This window comes from Microbulbifer sp. THAF38 (assembly GCF_009363535.1).
Classification (GTDB): domain Bacteria; phylum Pseudomonadota; class Gammaproteobacteria; order Pseudomonadales; family Cellvibrionaceae; genus Microbulbifer.
The window spans coordinates 186,489-204,457 of the sequence record NZ_CP045369.1; the positions used below are offsets into that span (position 1 = coordinate 186,489).

The 17,969-nt window shown below is 52.2% G+C and carries 18 protein-coding genes; 16 read left to right on the forward strand and 2 right to left on the reverse strand.

Features of this window, described 5'->3' with window-relative positions; all coding sequences use genetic code 11:
• Nucleotides 1–51: 51 nt before the first annotated feature.
• On the reverse strand, nt 52–2,055 hold the full coding sequence (locus FIU95_RS00885; RefSeq protein ID WP_152450619.1) for an alpha/beta fold hydrolase: 2,004 nt from the start codon (nt 2,053–2,055) through the stop codon (nt 52–54).
• A gap of 141 nt (nt 2,056–2,196) precedes the next feature.
• Between FIU95_RS00885 and proC the strand changes: the two genes are divergently transcribed.
• The 16 genes from proC (at nt 2,197) to FIU95_RS00965 (ending at nt 16,537) form a co-directional block, all read left to right on the forward strand.
• Complete coding sequence (gene proC, locus FIU95_RS00890) at nt 2,197–3,030, forward strand: pyrroline-5-carboxylate reductase (RefSeq protein ID WP_253868782.1); 834 nt, start codon at nt 2,197–2,199, stop codon at nt 3,028–3,030.
• Between the two features lie 63 nt (nt 3,031–3,093).
• Complete coding sequence (locus FIU95_RS00895; protein ID WP_152450623.1) at nt 3,094–3,702, forward strand: YggT family protein; 609 nt, start codon at nt 3,094–3,096, stop codon at nt 3,700–3,702.
• A 150-nt stretch (nt 3,703–3,852) separates the two neighbouring features.
• The gene (locus FIU95_RS00900) at nt 3,853–5,820 is read left to right on the forward strand and encodes a dynamin family protein (RefSeq protein WP_152450625.1); all 1,968 of its coding nucleotides are present in this window, start codon (nt 3,853–3,855) and stop codon (nt 5,818–5,820) included.
• A gap of 102 nt (nt 5,821–5,922) precedes the next feature.
• The gene (locus FIU95_RS00905; RefSeq protein WP_152450627.1) at nt 5,923–7,128 is read left to right on the forward strand and encodes a homoserine O-acetyltransferase; all 1,206 of its coding nucleotides are present in this window, start codon (nt 5,923–5,925) and stop codon (nt 7,126–7,128) included.
• On the forward strand, nt 7,119–7,709 hold the full coding sequence (gene metW / locus FIU95_RS00910) for a methionine biosynthesis protein MetW (RefSeq protein WP_152450629.1): 591 nt from the start codon (nt 7,119–7,121) through the stop codon (nt 7,707–7,709). Before FIU95_RS00905 ends, metW begins: the two co-directional genes overlap by 10 nt.
• 135 nt (nt 7,710–7,844) lie before the next feature.
• Nucleotides 7,845–8,288 (forward strand): DUF4426 domain-containing protein, encoded by a 444-nt coding sequence (locus FIU95_RS00915; protein WP_152450631.1) that lies wholly within the window; start codon nt 7,845–7,847, stop codon nt 8,286–8,288.
• A gap of 130 nt (nt 8,289–8,418) precedes the next feature.
• A complete protein-coding gene (gene rdgB / locus FIU95_RS00920; RefSeq protein ID WP_152450633.1) occupies nt 8,419–9,039 on the forward strand; it encodes an RdgB/HAM1 family non-canonical purine NTP pyrophosphatase in 621 nt (206 codons plus the stop codon).
• On the forward strand, nt 9,029–10,243 hold the full coding sequence (gene hemW / locus FIU95_RS00925) for a radical SAM family heme chaperone HemW (protein WP_216646288.1): 1,215 nt from the start codon (nt 9,029–9,031) through the stop codon (nt 10,241–10,243). The genes rdgB and hemW overlap by 11 nt, the downstream gene beginning before the upstream one ends.
• 143 nt (nt 10,244–10,386) lie before the next feature.
• Nucleotides 10,387–10,716 (forward strand): thioredoxin TrxA, encoded by a 330-nt coding sequence (gene trxA, locus FIU95_RS00930; RefSeq protein ID WP_152450637.1) that lies wholly within the window; start codon nt 10,387–10,389, stop codon nt 10,714–10,716.
• Between the two features lie 373 nt (nt 10,717–11,089).
• Nucleotides 11,090–12,349, forward strand: a complete 1,260-nt coding sequence (gene rho, locus FIU95_RS00935; RefSeq protein WP_108731406.1) for a transcription termination factor Rho — start codon at nt 11,090–11,092, stop codon at nt 12,347–12,349.
• A 269-nt stretch (nt 12,350–12,618) separates the two neighbouring features.
• A complete protein-coding gene (locus FIU95_RS00940; protein WP_020413665.1) occupies nt 12,619–12,888 on the forward strand; it encodes an RNA-binding protein in 270 nt (89 codons plus the stop codon).
• A 157-nt stretch (nt 12,889–13,045) separates the two neighbouring features.
• Nucleotides 13,046–14,512 (forward strand): 4-hydroxy-3-polyprenylbenzoate decarboxylase, encoded by a 1,467-nt coding sequence (gene ubiD / locus FIU95_RS00945; protein ID WP_152450639.1) that lies wholly within the window; start codon nt 13,046–13,048, stop codon nt 14,510–14,512.
• A 180-nt stretch (nt 14,513–14,692) separates the two neighbouring features.
• Complete coding sequence (locus tag FIU95_RS00950) at nt 14,693–14,965, forward strand: serine hydrolase (RefSeq protein WP_152450641.1); 273 nt, start codon at nt 14,693–14,695, stop codon at nt 14,963–14,965.
• A 59-nt stretch (nt 14,966–15,024) separates the two neighbouring features.
• Nucleotides 15,025–15,273 carry a hypothetical protein gene (locus FIU95_RS00955; RefSeq protein WP_152450643.1) on the forward strand — a complete coding sequence of 83 codons (249 nt, stop codon included), beginning with the start codon at nt 15,025–15,027 and terminating at the stop codon, nt 15,271–15,273.
• A gap of 132 nt (nt 15,274–15,405) precedes the next feature.
• Entirely contained in the window at nt 15,406–15,918 is a 513-nt protein-coding gene (locus FIU95_RS00960; RefSeq protein WP_152450645.1) for a hypothetical protein, read from the forward strand.
• Between the two features lie 289 nt (nt 15,919–16,207).
• Nucleotides 16,208–16,537: a hypothetical protein gene (locus FIU95_RS00965; RefSeq protein WP_152450647.1), complete on the forward strand. Its 330-nt coding sequence runs from the start codon at nt 16,208–16,210 to the stop codon at nt 16,535–16,537.
• A 310-nt stretch (nt 16,538–16,847) separates the two neighbouring features.
• Here FIU95_RS00965 and FIU95_RS00970 read toward each other — a convergent pair whose 3' ends face one another.
• A complete protein-coding gene (locus FIU95_RS00970) occupies nt 16,848–17,876 on the reverse strand; it encodes an alpha/beta fold hydrolase (RefSeq protein ID WP_152450649.1) in 1,029 nt (342 codons plus the stop codon).
• Between the last annotated feature and the right edge of the window lie 93 nt (nt 17,877–17,969).

Genomic DNA, 17,969 nt, shown 5'->3' on the forward strand with positions numbered 1-17,969 from the left:
ACGGCCCTAAGGCCGCTTATTAAACATTACGATTTAGAAGAGCCTTTGGCACTACTCAACTAAAGTCAGTTTTTCCTTCTGTGTTTCGTCGAGCAAGTGTTCGGCAAAAAACAGCGCGGTAGCCTGGGTGAAGACATCATTGTTCTCCTTTTTACGGTAGCCGTGCCCCTCATTTAACGCATTCATATACCAAACCTGATTGCCGTTTTCTCGCAGTGCCGTCACGATCTGTTCCGCTTCTGTGACGGGGACGCGGGGGTCGTTTTGACCCTGCACCACAAACATGGGTACCTGGATTTTTTCCACATGGTTATTGGGGCTGATGCCTTCCAGGAATTCGCGCATCTGCGGATCGCGTTCGTCACCGTATTCCACGCGGCGCAGGTCCCGGCGATAACTCTTGGTATTGGTGAGGAAGGTGACGAAATTGGAGATGCCGACAATATCCACGGCTGCTTTTAGGCGATCCGAATAGTGGACGCTGCTGGCCAATACCATATAGCCGCCGTAGCTACCGCCGAAGACGGCGACCCGCTTGGCATCCAGGTCCGGCTGAGTGGCGATCCAGTCCAGTAACGCGCCAATATCTTTCACAGAATCTTCACGCTTGTAGCCGTTATCCATGGCCAGATAACTTTTCCCGTAACCGGCGGAACCGCGCACATTAGGCGCTATTACCGCGGCCCCCAACTTCTTCAACCACAGTTGGTATTTGCTGGAAAACAATGGGCGGTATTGAGCTTCGGGGCCGCCGTGAATAGAGATGATGACCGGCACAGGCGACTTTATATCGCGGGGCTTGTAGACGAAGGCGGGAATCTTGCGCGGCTCGCCGTTTACCTGATCGAAAGTAGGGTAGTGCACCAGCTCGGGCTCGATAAACTGCTCGGTATCCAGGCCACCCACTTCGCTGAAGGTCCAACGGGTGAGGTCTCCACTGGATAGAGGCTGGCGGCCCAGCTCCAGTACAAAGGTATCGGTGGGGGTTTTGGGGGTGTTCAGTGATAATGCCAGTCTATCGCCACTGGGATTAAATTCGGTTGCGCCGATCACGCCGATAGGCAGTGAGTCCACTTTGCGATAGCGATCATTGCGCGGGTTGTACAGGTACAGGGCAGACATACCATTTTCATTCGCCACAAAAGCGCCGCGGCGGCCGTCTTCACTAAGGACAAAGCTACTGATATCCCAGGGAATATCAGCGGTAATGACCTTCTCATTACCACTGGCCAGGTCTTTGCGGATCAGCTGGGTAAATTCGCCATTTTTATCGCTAACCAGGTATATGGAGCGGTCGTCGTAGCTGAAGCCGGCGGGAAAGTTGCGAGAATCCTTTTCATCATCACCGGAGAGCAATGTTATTTCGCCGCTATCCAGTTCCAATAAGTGAACCTTGGAACGGGTGGAGGAAACATATTGCAGAACCAGCAGCTGGCTGCCGGATTGAGAGAAGTCAGTGGGCCCCCACCAGCTGCCATCCTCCGATTTTAGAATCAGGCGATCTTCATCTTTGCCGCCGTCGAAAGTGGTTAGCCAGATATCGTTGGCTCTGCCGTCGCGACGAGTGCTCTGGTAAGCGAGGGCCGAGCCCTGTTTATTCCAAAGAATGACGCCATTGCGCGATTCGCCGTCGCTGAGCATTTTGCTCTTACCGCTGGCGCTGTCGAACAGGAAAACCTGCGCATACTCGTTGCCGCCGGCATCCATGGTGTAAGCCAGCTGCCGATGCTGGGGGCGGGTAAGCACCTCCCCGATAGGTTCATCAAAAAAAGTCAGTTGTCGACGGGTACCGCCGGGGCGCTCTACCTTGTGCAGCTGGTCCACTTCCCCAAAACGGGTACTGATATACATACCGCTGCCTTCCATATCCCAGCCACGGAAACTGGCTGAGCGTACGTTCTGGTAGCGGTCGAGTTCTTCCACCAGGTTCGCTGGGATTGGGGGAATGTCCTGTAACTGCAGTTGGCCATTGTTCTCGGTGCGGGTCTCCACCCCATGGGCAACAGTAGCCGCACTGAGCATTGCGGCGGTCACCAAATAGCGCCATTTCAACATAGTGTTCTCCTTGGCTAGCGCGCTGGGGCGCGCGTCTCTTGTTATTGGAATTGAGCGACCACATATTATCGGAATCCCTCCGGGGTATAACAGCCTGTAAACTCACAGAGAATGAGGCGAACACTCGCCGAGGTAACCCAAGTGACTGCAACAAATCCCAGAATTGTTTTTATTGGCGGTGCCGGCAATATGGCCGGTGCGGTAATCGGTGGCCTGCTGGCGGCGGGATATCCGGCGGATAGGATTGTGGCTACCGGGCGCGACCTCCTGAAACTCGAGGCTTTTGCTAAGCGTCATGGCGTGGTGGCGCACGATGATAATATTGCCGCGATTGATGAAGCCGATGTGATTGTTCTGTCGGTAAAGCCCCAGGTGATGCGCGATCTGTGCATGGATTTGCGCCCCCACCTGAAAGGACGTAAACCGCTGATTATTACTCTGGCCGCAGGTATCCCCCTGGCCGCTTACCAGCGTTGGCTGGGGGAGCATCTGCCGATTGTGCGAGCTATGCCCAATACACCGGCTCTAGTGCAGAGTGGGGTAACTGGGTTGTTTGCCGATGAGGCGGTAACTGCGGAGCACCGCGCCATTACTGAGCGCATAGTCAACGCAGTGGGTATCTCTCTGTGGGTGGATAAGGAAGAGGGAATCGACCAGGTGATCGCTGTAGCGGGGTCGGCGCCGGCGTATTTCTTTCAGTTTATGGAGGCGATGATCGACGCCTCCGCGGCCAGTGGCTTTGCCCGCGCCGACGCCGAGCGCCTCGTGTTGCAAACTGCACTGGGCGCCGCCAAACTGGCCATGACCAGTGATGTCGATGTAGCCCAGTTGAAGCGCAATGTGATGTCGCCGGGTGGTACCACCGAGCGCGCTGTGCAGCGCTTTGAGCAGGGCGGCCTGCCGCAGTTAGTGGCCGATGCCATGCGTGATTGTGCCGAGCGCGCTGCAGAGATGGCTCGCGAACTGGACCAATAAACTAATCAACACAATAAATGGTGCAGGCTGCGCCGCGAGTTAATCACTCTTTAGGGATTTTCAATGACAAGTACCTTTAGCAACATCGGCGTTTTCCTGGTGGCTACCCTGGGTATCCTCTACCTGTTTGCAGTGTTGATGCGATTCTTGCTGCAGTTGGCCCGTGCGGATTTCTATAACCCGATTTCCCAGGGCATTGTGAAGGTCACCAACCCACTGCTACTGCCTCTGCGCAAAGTGGTTCCGGGTCTTTTCGGTGTGGATATGGCTTCGGTGGTACTCGCCCTGCTTGTCGGGCTGGTAATGATTTTGGTTTGCGGTGCGTTTGCCGGTTTTGGCTTGTTCAATCCCCTGAGCGCACTGCTTTGGTCTCTGATCGGCTGTGTGGCTACCGTGATTGCGGTGGTGTTTGTGGGCATGTTGATCTCTATCGTGTTCAGCTGGATTGCTCCGCAAAGCAGCCACCCGGCGCTGATGCTATTGCGCCAGCTGCTGGAGCCCTTCTGCGCACCGATACGCCGCCTGATCCCACCTCTGGGGGTGATCGATATCAGCCCTATCTTCGTGTTTATCCTGCTCACGGTGGCGGATAAGTTACTACTGGGCTTTGCCGGTATGGCCAATATGCCGCGCTTCGTATACAGCCTCTTCTGGCATATCCCCGGTTTTTAAATCGGTGACTGTGCGCTTTTCTTCCACCACGCGCACTGGATCGCATCTGGCGCAGTGTTAGACTTTTATACTAACGATTACCGGCCCGTCTCTACTTTGAGTAGCCTGGGCCGGTAGCCTGCAGAGTATAAATAACAAGAACACTGTGAAATGGAAGACGCACTCCTACGCCAACATATCTCTGAATACGACCGCTGGAAGAAGAACCTGGATCGGCAGTTCGCCCAGTTCAGTCAGTGGTTACAGCAACATTTCCCCAACTCTGCCGGCGCCTGCCAGGTTGTGCAGCAGGCCCGAGCGCTACTGACTGACGATCAGTTCACTCTGGTATTTGTGGGCGAGTTTTCCCGCGGCAAAACCGAGCTGATCAACGCACTGTTGGCGCAGACCTACGGCCAGCGTCTGTTGCCCTCGAAGCCCGGTCGCACCACCATGTGCCCGACGGAGATCTTTAGCGATGGCGGAGAGCGCGCCAGCCTGCGCCTGTTGCCTATAGAGACCCTGGCGACCAATACCAGCCTCGAGAGCTTCCGGCGAATTCCGCAGAAGTGGGTCACGCACGAGTTCGACGCCAACAACCCCGAGGCGACCCGCGAAGCGCTGTTGAAGGTGGCCGCCACCAAGTCGGTATTGCCGGAGGAGGCCGCCCGTTATGGCTTCGATCGCCGTCACCTGGATGACAAAGGCAATTTGGTAGAAATTCCCGCCTGGCGGTACGCATTGATCTGCCTGCCACACCCACTTCTGGATCAGGGGCTGCGGATTATTGATACACCGGGGCTCAACGCCTTGGGCAATGAGCCGGAGTTGACTCTCAGCACGCTGCCCGGTGCCCAGGCCGTGGCATTCCTGCTGGCCGCCGATGCCGGTGTCAGCGGCACCGATATGAATATGTGGGAGACTCACTTGGCTCCCCTGCGCGAACATCGCGGCACCGCGGTTATGGCGCTGCTGAATAAGATGGATGTGCTCTGGGATGACCCAGACGAAGATGCGCAACAACTGCTGCGGCGCATGCGCTCCCAGGTTGCCAAGTTGCTGTCCCTTCCGCAGGAAAGTGTCGCCGGGGTCTCGGCAAAAATGGCACTGCTGGCGCGCCAGCAGCAGGATATCGAATTACTGCGTAAGAGCTGTTTTACCGATTTTGAGAAGCTGCTGGTTCAGCGTTTGCTGGAGCACCGTCAAAAAGTGGCGGAACACCGTTCGCTGCACCAAGCCCTGACCTTGATGGCGGATACCCGCGATTTGCTCAAGCGCCGTCTCAATAGCGGCCGTGCGGCGCTGATGCATTTGCAGCGCAATAGTGCCAGCACCGAAGAACAATTGGCCGAGCTGGATCAGCTGCAGCAGACTGTGCGCGAACAGCACAAACTCTGCCATCAAGAGTTGCTCACCCTAAAATCCAGTCAGCGTATGCTGATGCGGCAGAGCACTTCGCTGCTAGCGCCTATAACTTTGCAGCAGTTACAACTATTGATCGATGAAACCAGTAAAGCGCTGCATAAACGCTGGACACCAATGGGACTCGCCAAGGCTATAGACACCTTTATGGAGGGTGTCGATTGCCAGCTTGCCAATCTAGAGCGGGAAGTGGATCAGGCCAACCGTCTGCTGGATGCGATTTTTGAGCGCTCCAGCCTGAAGAAGGTGGACAGTGTCGAACAATACTTCACCATTCGCCAATTCCGTATGACCCTGCGCGGCCTGCACCGCCAAGCGGCCCAGTTGCGGCGCTCTCCGCAGCTTTTGCTGGCGCGGCGCAATCGTTTGAGTGAGCGCTTTATCACTACACTGGCCAGCGAGGTAGGGCGTCTCTATACAGAGATGGGCAAGGCGGCGGAAAACTGGCTGGAGCAGGCCCTGGAGCCACTCAAGCAGCATACCCAATATCAAAAACACCTGCTGAACCGCCACTTGATCAAGCTGACCGAGTTAAAGCAGAAGACGCGAAGCCGGCACACGGATTTGCGCACTCTTGAGGATGAAGTACTGCGCAATGACCGGGCCCTGTCGGGGCTGGAGGATTTGCTGCGCCACAACACCTCGGCGCCACAGCCTTTGGCACCGGCGCCTCGCGCGCACAATGTCACCCCGCTGAAACCGGCCCTCACGACTTAAGATCCTCGCTGGCGGTTGGCAATTGTCATAAGTTGCAGCACTCTCGTACACTTGCTGCAGAGGCAATAGCCGACCGCCAAATAACCCACAGAAATTATTACTTTGTCCACGGAAAACCCCAGCGCCTCCCGCGAGGCACTAAAGACCGCTGAAGAGGGCTCTGTAGGTCTTGTAACAGCAAAGAGCCACAAGTTTTGTGAACCTCTGCAGTTGGCCTGCGGGCGTGTTTTACAGGACTACACCCTGGTCTATGAAACCTATGGCGAATTGAATGTCGATAAAACCAATGCGGTATTGATTTGCCATGCGCTATCCGGTCACCACCATGCCGCAGGCAGGCACAGCCCCGAGGACAAGCGCCCAGGGTGGTGGGACCACTATATCGGTCCCGGTAAGCCCATCGACACTAATAGATTTTTCGTGGTGGCGGTCAATAACCTCGGCGGCTGCCACGGCTCCACCGGCCCTATTTCTATCAATCCGGCTACGGGTAAACCCTGGGGCCCGGATTTTCCCTCTTTGCGGGTGCGCGACTGGGTGCACAGCCAAGCCCGCCTGGCAGATGCGCTTGGTATAGAGCAGTGGGCTGCGGTAATTGGTGGCAGTCTGGGGGGGATGCAGGCGATGCGCTGGTCTTTGGAGTACCCGGAGCGTTTGCGCCACTGTGTAGTGATTGCTTCGGCGATGAAACTCTCGGCGCAGAATATCGCTTTCAATGAGACCGCACGCCAGGCGATAACCTCGGACCCGGATTTCTGTGCAGGGCGCTACCTTGAGGAAGGTAAACTGCCCCGCGGAGGCCTGGCTGTCGCGCGTATGATAGGTCACATTACCTATCTTTCCGACGATGGTTTGGCGCATAAATTTGGTCGCGAACTGCGCTCCGGCAGTTTTCAGCAGGGTACCGACGAGGAAGTTGAATTCCAGATCCAGAGCTATTTACGCTACCAGGGTGATAGTTTTTCCAGCAGTTTTGATCCCAATACCTACGTCCTTATGACTCGCGCGCTGGATTATTTCGACCTCTCACGGGAGTATAACGACGATCCGGTAGCTGCCTTTTCCCATGCGCGCTGTCGCTTTTTATTGATTTCCTTTACCTCGGACTGGCGCTTTGCCCCCAGCCGCTCGCGGGAAATTGCCGATGCGTTAATGCACGCCAATCGAGCGGTGAGTTATGCAGAAATAGAGTCCGCCATGGGGCACGATGCCTTCCTGTTGCCAAATAAGCGCTATGAGGGTGTCTTTCGTGCCTACATGCAACGTGTGGCGGTGGAGCACGAAGCAGGGCAGCCAGTATGCGTATAGATCTCAATGTAATTCAGGAATGGATAGCGCCCGCAAGCCGGGTTCTCGACCTGGGCTGTGGTGATGGCGAATTGCTGCAGCAGCTTCAACAGAACAAAAATGTTGTGGGTTATGGTCTGGAGATAGATCCAGAGCAGATACACCGTTGTGTGCAGCGTGGCGTTAATGTGGTTGAGCAAAACCTGGATGCGGGGCTGACCAATTTTGCCGATGCCAGTTTCGATACTGTGGTGATGACCCAGGCCCTGCAAACTCTGAGTCACCCGCATCTGGTGGTGGGTGAAATGTTACGGGTTGGGCGCGACTGTATTATCACCTTCCCCAACTTTGGCCAGTGGAAGGCCCGCTGGCACTTGGCTTTTTCCGGGCGTATGCCGGTATCCGATCTATTACCATTCGAGTGGTATGACACACCTAATATTCACTTTTGTACTTTCAGGGACTTTGAGGTGCTGTGCCGGCAGAACGATTGGACTATTTTGCACCGCCAGGTAGTATCTGAGTCGAAATTAGGGGTGGCCTTTAAAGACTTTTTGCCAAATTTATTCGGTGAGACCGCGATATACCACCTGACTCGCTAAACTAATATCTGCGCCAAGTTTTTGTTCCGGGTCTCTGGGGCAAACTGCTGATAGGGGTGGTTATCGCTCTGGTCAAACAGCCGGGTCTGCCCGGTTATTCAGTTGAAAGGCGCCCATAACAATTGGAGGTGACCCGTGAACCGCATCGTTAATGTCGCTGCCGCTCTGGCGCTATTCTTTCTGGCCGCTGGTGCCATGGCACAACAGGCCCGCGTTATTAAGAATTACGAGGACTTCGGAGATTACCGGGTGATTTTCTCGGTGTTCAACAGCGACTTTATCCAGCCCGACATCGCCCAGCAGTACCAGCTGGTGAGGGCTAAAGACCGCGCTTACGTCAATGTCTCTGTGGTGAAAAAAGATGGTGGTACCAAGGGCCTCAGCGCGGAGATGTCCGGCAATGCGACAAATCTGATTCAGCAGTCGCGACCGCTGAAGTTTAAAGAAATCCGCGAGGGCGATGCGGTCTACTACCTGGCGCCCTTGCGCTATGAGAATGAGGAGACCCTCACGTTCAACGTGGATGTGACCCTACCCAATGGCAAGAAAGAGACGATTTCCTTTCGCCGCAAACTCTAGCGGCTGTTGCGAGTGATCTGAGTGAGTGACCCCCTCTAGTTTTTACGGCTGCCAGCGGCGCCATCAGAGGGGGATCTCTTTTAAATTGAATCCTTTGCGGGCCCAGAGCCCGTTTTTTATTTGATACGACATGTTAAAAAGAATTGTTCTAGCCAGCGGCAACGCCGGCAAATTGCGCGAGTTTTCCCAACTCTTCAACAGCTGGGATATTGAGGTTCTGCCCCAATCTGAGCTCGGCGTTAGCGACGCGGAGGAGACCGGGCTCAGCTTCATTGAAAATGCTTTGATCAAGGCGCGCCATGCCAGCCGGATCAGTGGCCTTCCTGCGTTGGCCGATGACTCTGGATTGGCGGTGGATGCGCTCGGTGGTGCGCCGGGTATCTATTCGGCGCGATATTCCGGCGAGGGGGCCACGGATGCACGCAATAACAGCAAACTGCTTGAGGCTTTAAATGGCGTTGAAGAGGCGCGCCGTAGCGCCAGCTTCCATTGTGCCCTGGCCTTTGTTCGCAGTTTCGATGATCCCGTCCCCCTGGTGTGCAGCGCTCAGTGGCGCGGCCGAATACTCGACAAGCCCGCCGGTGAACAGGGCTTCGGCTACGATCCGCTGTTCTTCGTGGATAGCGAGGGTATGACTTCTGCGCAGATGCCGAGAGAGCTGAAAAACCGTATCAGCCACCGCGCCCAGGCAGTGGCGGCGTTTGAATCTATGTGGCGTGAAATGATGTTGGGTGCCCACCTTGCCAAATAGTAACTGCGGTCTGCAGTTGCCGCCACTCAGCCTCTACGTGCATATCCCCTGGTGTGTGCGCAAATGTCCCTACTGTGACTTCAATTCCCATCAGGCCTCTAGGGATCACACGGATACGGAATATGCTCTACCGCAGGCGGACTATGTGGCACAGTTGCGCCGTGATTTGATCAGCCAGCTGCCTTGGGTACAGGGGCGCAAGCTCCAGTCTATTTTCTTTGGTGGTGGTACCCCGAGCCTGTTCTCTCCAGAGGCGATCGGCCAAATCCTTGCGATGGCCGAGGAGTTGGTGGGTTTCAGCGAAAATATTGAAATTACCCTGGAGGCAAACCCAGGCACTTTCGAGCAGGCAAAGTTCACCGGCTATCGAGCTGCAGGGGTCAACCGACTTTCGATTGGTGTGCAGAGTTTTGACAATAGCCAGTTGCACAACCTGGGCCGTATCCACAGTGGCGAAGAGGCCAGTGGGGCCCTACGGATGGCACGGCGGGCCGGCTTCGACAATATCAACCTCGATCTCATGCACGGTCTACCCGGGCAGACTGAAGCCGAGGCACTGGAGGACCTTCAGCGCGCAGTCTCCCTGGCGCCGGAGCATATCTCCTGGTATCAATTGACCATTGAACCCAATACGGCGTTCTACAGCGCCCCTCCCTCGACACCGGGATCACAGCTGATTGCCAGTATGCAGAGCCAAGGTCGCGAATTCCTGGCTTCGGAGGGATATTTTCGCTATGAGGTGTCCGCCTATAGTGGCAGGGGTTTGGAGTCGCGCCACAACCTCAACTATTGGGGCTTTGGCGATTATCTGGGCATCGGTGCGGGGGCCCACGGCAAGGTCAGTTTGCCTGCAGAGGGCCGGATACTGCGCAGTCGACGCACGCGCACTCCAAGAGATTACTTATCGATCGGGCTCCAGGGGGAAGAGCTGCTACACCGGGCACTGTCTGAACCCCATACTGATCCGATCGAAGCCAGCGATATGCCCCTGGAATTCCTGATGAACGCCCTTCGCCTGGTGGAGGGCGTTCCGGTGGGTACTTTTGAGCGCTATACCGGCCTATCATTGGAGGTCTTAGAGCGTCACTGGTCGGGCCTGATGGCCATGGACCTAGTACAGCCACTGGAAACGCGCATCGCTGCCAGCACTTTTGGATTTGACTATCTTGATGAGATTCTACAGCGCTTTTTGGAACAGGCCTGATGTCGAGCCGGGCTTGAAAACGGGATTGATGCCCCAAACTCTGGGCTGACCGGCGCAGTACAGCTGTATTCCCACAGCCGGCATCGTGAGATGATGCGCCCGCGGTGTCCCCGCATCGAGTAACTAAAGAACAGGAAAGCAATATGAGCGAGCACGCAATCATCAACGTAACCGACGCTGAGTTCGAAGCTGAGGTCCTCAAAGCTGAAGGCCCAGTGCTGGTGGACTTTTGGGCGCAATGGTGCGGCCCGTGCAAAATGATCGCTCCGGTCCTGGAAGACCTCGCGGGTCACTATGGCGAAAAGCTGAAAATCGTCAAAGTTGACGTGGATGCCAACAAGGAAACCCCGGCGAAGTACAATGTGCGCGGTATTCCCACCCTGTTGCTGTTTAAAGGTGGCAATGTGGAAGGTACCAAGGTTGGCGCCCTGTCTCGCGCTCAGCTAACCGAGTTTATCGACAGCCAGCTGTAATCCCGGTTAATTCATCCTGCAAAGGAGGCAAATTTCTTTGCAGGATGAGAAACAGCCGTTATACTGGCTGTAATTCTGTAATAGTTCAGTCAGCTGAGAATCCAGTGAAGACCAGCTGAAGAAAACGCCCCCCCATAGGTCCCTGACCATTCCCGGCGTATTTATTCCTCGAATTGAGCTTAATTGAGACGGCTTTCCCCGTAGCGTTTAACGCTGGAAAGCTAAAGCCAATGAGTATTACGCTATTGAAAGGCATGGAGTCCTGGAGTACCGGGCAAATAGACGAGCAAATCTCTGATTTTCAAAACCCCTCCTCAAATTATTTCCGGCGTGTCCGCGCCAATGACAACAGAAACCTTAATAAGCAATTGGTATGAATCTCTCCGAATTAAAAACCAAACCCATTGAAGAGTTGATTGAAATAGCCAAAGGCATGGGCCTGGAAAACCTGGCTCGGTCGCGTAAACAGGATATTATTTTCAATATTCTCAAACGCCACGCCAAAAGCGGTGAAGATATTTACGGTGACGGCGTATTGGAAATCCTTCAAGATGGTTTTGGATTTTTGCGTTCCGCTGATTCCTCCTATCTCGCAGGTCCGGACGATATCTATGTTTCTCCCAGCCAGATTCGTCGATTTAATTTGCGCACGGGTGACTCAATTTCCGGAAAAATTCGCCCGCCAAAAGAGGGTGAGAGATATTTCGCTCTATTAAAGGTTAACGAAATTAATTTCGATAAACCGGAAAATGCCCGCAATAAGATTCTTTTCGAAAACCTCACCCCGCTTTTTCCCAACGATCGCTTAACTCTGGAATGTGGCAATGGCTCTTCCGAAGACCTGATCGGCCGTATTATCGACTTGGTTGCACCTATCGGTAAGGGGCAGCGGGGATTGATTGTGGCGCCGCCAAAAGCCGGTAAAACGATTATGTTGCAGAATATGGCCCAGGCTATTACGCGCAACAATCCGGAATGCCACCTTATTGTCTTGCTGATCGATGAACGCCCGGAAGAGGTTACCGAAATGCAGCGCTCGGTGCGCGGCGAAGTAGTTGCCTCCACATTTGACGAGCCGCCGGCACGCCATGTTCAGGTTGCTGAAATGGTTATCGAAAAAGCCAAGCGCCTGGTAGAGCACAAGAAAGATGTGGTGATCCTGCTTGACTCTATCACCCGCCTGGCTCGTGCTTACAACACCACGGTGCCCAGTTCCGGTAAGGTTTTGACCGGTGGTGTGGATGCCCACGCTCTCGAAAGGCCCAAGCGTTTCTTCGGTGCCGCCCGAAATATTGAAGAAGGCGGAAGTCTGTCTATTATTGCTACTGCACTGATCGATACCGGTTCGAAGATGGACGAAGTGATTTTCGAGGAATTTAAAGGCACGGGTAATATGGAGTTGCAGCTGGATCGTAAGATCGCTGAAAAACGTGTTTACCCGGCAATTAATGTACGACGCTCAGGAACCCGCCGTGAAGAGCTGCTGATGCCTGAGGGTGAGCTACAGCGGGTATGGATCTTGCGCAAGCTGCTACACGATATGGAAGATGTAGCCTCGACCGAGTTCCTAGTGGACAAGTTGAAAGATTTCAAGACAAATGACGAATTCTTCTTGTCCATGAAACGGAAATAATTTTTTTATATAAAAGGCGCCTACATCGGCGCCTTTTATATTCAGATTCGTACAAATTGATTATTTGCGCGAATTAAAGTTGAAAAGGCGAGCTATAAGGCATATAAAGTTCCACATCGTGGCGCTGGGTATGAGATTTATAGTAAGCGCCCGACAGAATTGACCCAGGGGTAACACCCTAAAAGGGTCAATCTCAAATGGATAATCTGGTGGAGCTGGTTATTCATTTGTGACTGCACGACAGCCCACACATCTAGTGAGAACCTTTTGTGAATATCTATATCGGAAATCTGGCCTACGCGGTAACCTCTGACGACCTGCACGAAGCTTTCGGCGCATTCGGAGAGATCTCTCGGGCTACTGTAATTACTGACCGTGAGACTGGCCGCTCTAAGGGCTTCGGTTTCGTAGAAATGCCTAACGACGACGAAGCGCGCAAAGCGATCGAAGAGATGAACGACCAGCCTCTGTCTGGCCGTAACATCCGCGTGAACGAAGCTAAGCCTCGCGAAGATCGTCCGCGTCGCCCCCGCTTCTAAGCTAGGGCTAGCTTAAGATTTTTTCGGCCCGCTGCTAATAGTTTGCGGGCCGTTTCTTCCCCTCTTATTTTTAGCACCCTTCTTCAGGGGGCCATTCCCTATTTTGTAATTTCTGTTTTACACTGCGCGTTGGATTTTTCTTCTCGACCGGCAGACCATGAAATACAAAGACCTGCGTGATTTTATCCAGTTATTGGAAAAGCGCGGCCAACTCAAGCGGATCAAATTCCCAGTAGATCCCAAATTGGAAATGACGGAAATCTCTGATCGCGTATTGCGCTCGGGGGGGCCGGCATTGCTATTTGAAAATCCCATAGGCTTCGATACCCCGGTACTGGCCAATCTGTTTGGTACTACCGAGCGAGTAGCGCTGGGGATGGGGCGTGAGCATATTGATGAATTGCGCGAGGTAGGCGAGCTGCTCGCTTTTCTCAAGGAGCCACAGCCGCCAGAAAATTTACGCGATGCCTGGGAAAAACTGCCGGTTTTCAAGCAGGTGCTCAATATGGGGCCCAAGGTGGTCAAGGGAGCAGCCTGTCAACAGGTCGTCCTGGATAAAGCTCAGGTAGACCTCACCAAACTGCCCATCCAAACCTGCTGGCCGGGAGATGCTGCTCCCCTGGTGACCTGGCCTCTAGTGATTACCCGTGGCCCTGAGAAAAAGCGGCAAAATTTGGGCATTTATCGCATGCAGTTGATCGGCAAAAATCGCCTCATCATGCGCTGGCTCAGCCATCGGGGTGGCGCTCTGGACTACCGCGATTGGTGCCAGAAGCACCCTGGGGAGCCCTACCCAGTGGCTGTTGCACTCGGTGCAGATCCGGCAACTATATTGGGAGCCGTTACCCCAGTCCCGGATACCCTCTCTGAATATGCCTTTGCCGGTCTGTTACGAGGCGATAAAACCGAAGTGACAGGGGCCCTGCTCAGTGATCTACAGGTTCCAGCCAGTGCTGAATATGTGTTGGAAGGTTTTATCTATCCCGATGATATGGCCGATGAAGGCCCCTATGGAGATCACACAGGTTATTACAATGAGGTGGATAGCTTCCCGGTGTTTACCGTAGAGAAAATTACCCATCGTAAAAAACCTATTTATCACAGCACTTACACAGGACGTCCGCCGGATGAACCGGCAATCCTGGGGGAGGCGCTCAATGAAGTATTTGTGCCCATTTTACAAAAGCAATTTCCAGAAATTGTCGATTTCTATTTGCCGCCCGAAGGCTGCTCTTACCGGCTCGCTGTTGTGACCATGAAGAAGCAGTATCCCGGCCATGCCAAGCGGGTGATGATGGGAGTCTGGTCTTTCCTGCGTCAGTTTATGTATACCAAATTTGTTATCGTCACCGATGATGACGTCAATGCAAGGGATTGGAAAGATGTTATCTGGGCCATGACCACCCGTATGGACCCTGCGCGTGATACGGTAATGGTGGAAAATACCCCAATTGATTATCTGGATTTTGCCTCGCCGGTCTCTGGATTGGGTTCGAAGATTGGTTTTGATGCCACCAATAAATGGCAGGGAGAAACCAATAGAGAGTGGGGAAATCCTATCGAGAAAGACCCTCGGGTGGTCCAAAAGGTCGATGAAATCTGGTCCAAGCTGGGTCTGGAATAATTACTGTCCCAGCACTTTATTTTAATTGCTCTCCTATAGAGCGCCCCGAGAGGCGCTCTGGTTTATGATTTCCTGCATTAACCATTTTCTCCTATTTCCGCATCTATAGATAAGGTTGATGACGTCGAATTCCGGTATCGGCTTTATTACAGTCTTTGATTGATTTTGAGGGAGAGTTAAATGAGAGTATTTTTTGCCGTCGGCCTAATCATTGTTGGCGCTTTTGGATTTTGGGCTATATTGCCAAGTCAGCAGGAGAAAAGCGCCGAAATTTCCAATATAGAAGAATTCATACCCGCAATTATGAGAGAGGCAGCCATTCCTGGTATGGCCGTCTCAAGAATAAAGGACGGTAGGCTTGTTTTTCAGCAAGTCTATGGAATGGCGGACGTAGAAGCTGGTAAGGCAGTTACCCTGGATACCCCTTTTAATATTGCATCGATAGTATTGTAGACCCCAGTGATTTCCTACTGGCACTCTTTCATAACCGTGACAGGTCTGTAGCGAAGTTCTTGTCTGACGCAATGTATCAGGAAATGTTTCGTTTACAGTTGTGCAAGTCGGTTTCTGATTCCCAGCGCTTTTTTTGGAGAGATTGCAATGGACTTATTGGGCATATGGGATCAGACCTGGGGGTTTTTACCGCTTTGTATTTTGAGCCAAATCGTAGGGATGGCTTTATTATCCTGATGAATCGTGACGTGGATAGTAAATCTGCCGGTGCGATGAGGCGTATCACCAAACGCTTAATGCAATTATAATAATTATGAATTGTAGAGGATATTCCAGTGGTGAATCTGATTTCTCTGAAATTCTACAGATGACTTTTTGAGATGATTTCAAGGGTTCTGGAGAATATCAATATCTATTTTTTAGGAAACGGAGTACCTATTATGATTAGAGTAAAAAAAGCTTTTATTAATTGTTTTTCAATTACCTTATGCTGTTTTTCGTTGGCAGTGAATGCAGGGGATCTCAATCTGACGAGTGGGGAAGTATTCGAGCGAATAAAATCACTTCAAGGAGATTGGAAAAAAGCAGGAGACACTGCCGGGAATTTCCATATTAACTTTTCTCAGACGGCTAGAGATACCGTTATGGTGGAGAATTGGTTGTATAAAGGGGAATCTCATTCACTGACTATTTACCATATGGATAAAGGCCACTTATTGGCAACCCACTATTGTCCTCAGGGAAACCAGCCTCGTTTGCAGCTTACCTCAAGTGATGAGAGTGGGCAGATTGAGTTTTCTTTTAAGGATGCTACTAACCTTGAGGGCTTAGAAGAGGACCATCAGCATAGCTTGGCTTTCGAATGGTTAGAGGATGACAAGATCCTTCGCACAGAGAGCTATATGGAAAATGGAGAAATAAAGCCCTCAAGCATACGCCTAGTACGCAAATAAGCTGTCAAATCTATATTTTCTGTATATCAATCTGCCCTACTCGGGATTAAAGCTGGCAATGATTTTCCTGTCAGCTTTTTTTGTGGCTAACTCAACGAGATGTAGCTTAAGTAGTATGATGTAATGTCATCTATACTTCGATGCTATGTTGCCGGTTAATTAAGCAAAAAGTCAAAAAATTAACATTAGGCGACATTTTTATTTGGTTCTAAACGGCCGATATACATTTTGCATCGTGTTGGCCTTGGGGATTAGGCCAAATAACTACAATATGAGGGAGGGGTGAAAAATGGAGTTGATTCTTTTTGTAATCATTATGGTAGCGGTTTTGGTTCTGCCATTAAAGATGGCTGCTGCCATGATGGGGGCAAGAAATACTGGGGTTTTTCACTGTCTGTTTGCACTTTTACTGGCGTTGATTGTACAGCGGATTGTGGGTGGGATGCTGCCCGGTGTCAGTGATAGTGCTGGGATTCTTTTGACTATTCCATTGGCAGCAATCGCTTACATGTTGGTACTGGGAACAGGGTTTTTGAAAGGGATTATTATTGCCATTCTGCAGGGGGTTATCACTTTTTTAGCCATGTTACTTTTTGCCGGTATGTTTGCAAATATCTAATCTTCCCGGTCGCCGTGTTTCTGATTTATCTGGATCAGGTACTGCTTAGTGAGTTTTGTTCGAGAGCTCTTCCTGTACCTGATCCGTGTCATTTGTCTCGACTGTAGAGGCCTTTCCTTAAGTTTGCCCTCCTGTATTTCAGCTTCAAGCCTAAGCGTGCGAGTTGGGAATTACTCGTGCAAGTCTAAAGAAGACTCTTTGTACAAAGGGTTTAGCTGTAGTTTGTTAAAATATTCTTACCCTGCTTTTGTACTGGTGTGGGTGAAGCCGGATTAATAGCTGGCTTTCAAGGGTTGAATGAATTGGAGCTTTACAGGTCTTCTTCATTCAGGAATTGGCTCAAGGCCTTGAAATAATCATTGAAAGCTTCGAACTGTGGCAAGTGCCCGACACCATCGAGCTCTATGAGCTTCGTATCGGGAATCATGGCGGCTGTTTTTTTACCCAACAGATCGTAACGCCCCAGATTTTTTTTGATAGGCTCGGCGGCGCGGGCGCGGCCAATCGCGGTGCGATCCCGAGTACCGATAATCAGGAGGGTGGGTACTTTCAGGTCTTCAAACTCATACAAAACCGGTTGAGTAAATACCATTTCTGAGGTGAGGGCATCAATCTTGGCTATATGGTTAGAGTCTGGACCCAGAGTCCATCCCGCCTGGATATCCAGTAGTGGGTTGTAGGATTCCTGCCATTTCCCATCAAAATAGGCCCTGGACATGTAGTTCTTAATCCCTTCCGGCGTCTGTGCCTGCTCCCTGAGTATCGCCTTTTCCAGTGGCTCATAGGGCACGAGGCGTTTCCAATCCTCCAGACCGATAGGGTTAATCAAAACGAGCTTCTCTACCATCTCTGGGTACAAAAGAGAGAAGCGTGTCGCCAGCATGCCCCCCATGGAATGGCCAACCACAGATACTCGATCCACTTTCAGTTTATTGAGTAGTGCTTTGGTATCTGCGGCCATACCGTGAAGGTTGTACTGCATTAATGGTTTATCCGATTTGCCGAAGCCGATTTGGTCCGGTGCAATCACCCGGTAACCCTGCTCCGTGAGTGCGACGATGCTGTCTTTCCAGTAGGCGGCGGAAAAATTCTTGCCATGTAGAAGTAACACTGTGCCCCTGGCAGGTGCCGATGTGCCTGAGGGAACATCCATATAAGCCATAGTGGCAGGTTGCCCTAATTTGGAAAGCCCCAAAGTCTTAACTGGATAGGGATACTCGTAGCCGCTCAGCAACTCATCCTGTGGCTGAATAGGAGGAACAGCGGCTAGCGTAAATTTCGATAAGAGAATCGAAAAGATGATGGTGATAGCTGAGAGGCACTGTTGTGGCGTTGTCATGGAGCAAGCTTCAAAACGGATGCGGAAGCTCACTATGGGCCAAAGAGTGTTAAGGGGAAAGGGCCCAGGCTATCTGGGCCACAAGAAAACCAA

Coding starts and splice junctions, on each gene's coding strand:
- FIU95_RS00960 (WP_152450645.1), top strand. CDS start 15,406: ATGATTAGAGTAAAAAAAGCTTTTATTAATTGTTTTTCAATTACCTTA.
- FIU95_RS00950 (WP_152450641.1), top strand. CDS start 14,693: ATGAGAGTATTTTTTGCCGTCGGCCTAATCATTGTTGGCGCTTTTGGA.
- FIU95_RS00900 (WP_152450625.1), top strand. CDS start 3,853: ATGGAAGACGCACTCCTACGCCAACATATCTCTGAATACGACCGCTGG.
- metW (WP_152450629.1), top strand. CDS start 7,119: ATGCGTATAGATCTCAATGTAATTCAGGAATGGATAGCGCCCGCAAGC.
- FIU95_RS00965 (WP_152450647.1), top strand. CDS start 16,208: ATGGAGTTGATTCTTTTTGTAATCATTATGGTAGCGGTTTTGGTTCTG.
- ubiD (WP_152450639.1), top strand. CDS start 13,046: ATGAAATACAAAGACCTGCGTGATTTTATCCAGTTATTGGAAAAGCGC.
- FIU95_RS00970 (WP_152450649.1), bottom strand. CDS start 17,876: ATGACAACGCCACAACAGTGCCTCTCAGCTATCACCATCATCTTTTCG.
- rho (WP_108731406.1), top strand. CDS start 11,090: ATGAATCTCTCCGAATTAAAAACCAAACCCATTGAAGAGTTGATTGAA.
- rdgB (WP_152450633.1), top strand. CDS start 8,419: ATGTTAAAAAGAATTGTTCTAGCCAGCGGCAACGCCGGCAAATTGCGC.
- FIU95_RS00895 (WP_152450623.1), top strand. CDS start 3,094: ATGACAAGTACCTTTAGCAACATCGGCGTTTTCCTGGTGGCTACCCTG.
- FIU95_RS00885 (WP_152450619.1), bottom strand. CDS start 2,055: ATGTTGAAATGGCGCTATTTGGTGACCGCCGCAATGCTCAGTGCGGCT.
- trxA (WP_152450637.1), top strand. CDS start 10,387: ATGAGCGAGCACGCAATCATCAACGTAACCGACGCTGAGTTCGAAGCT.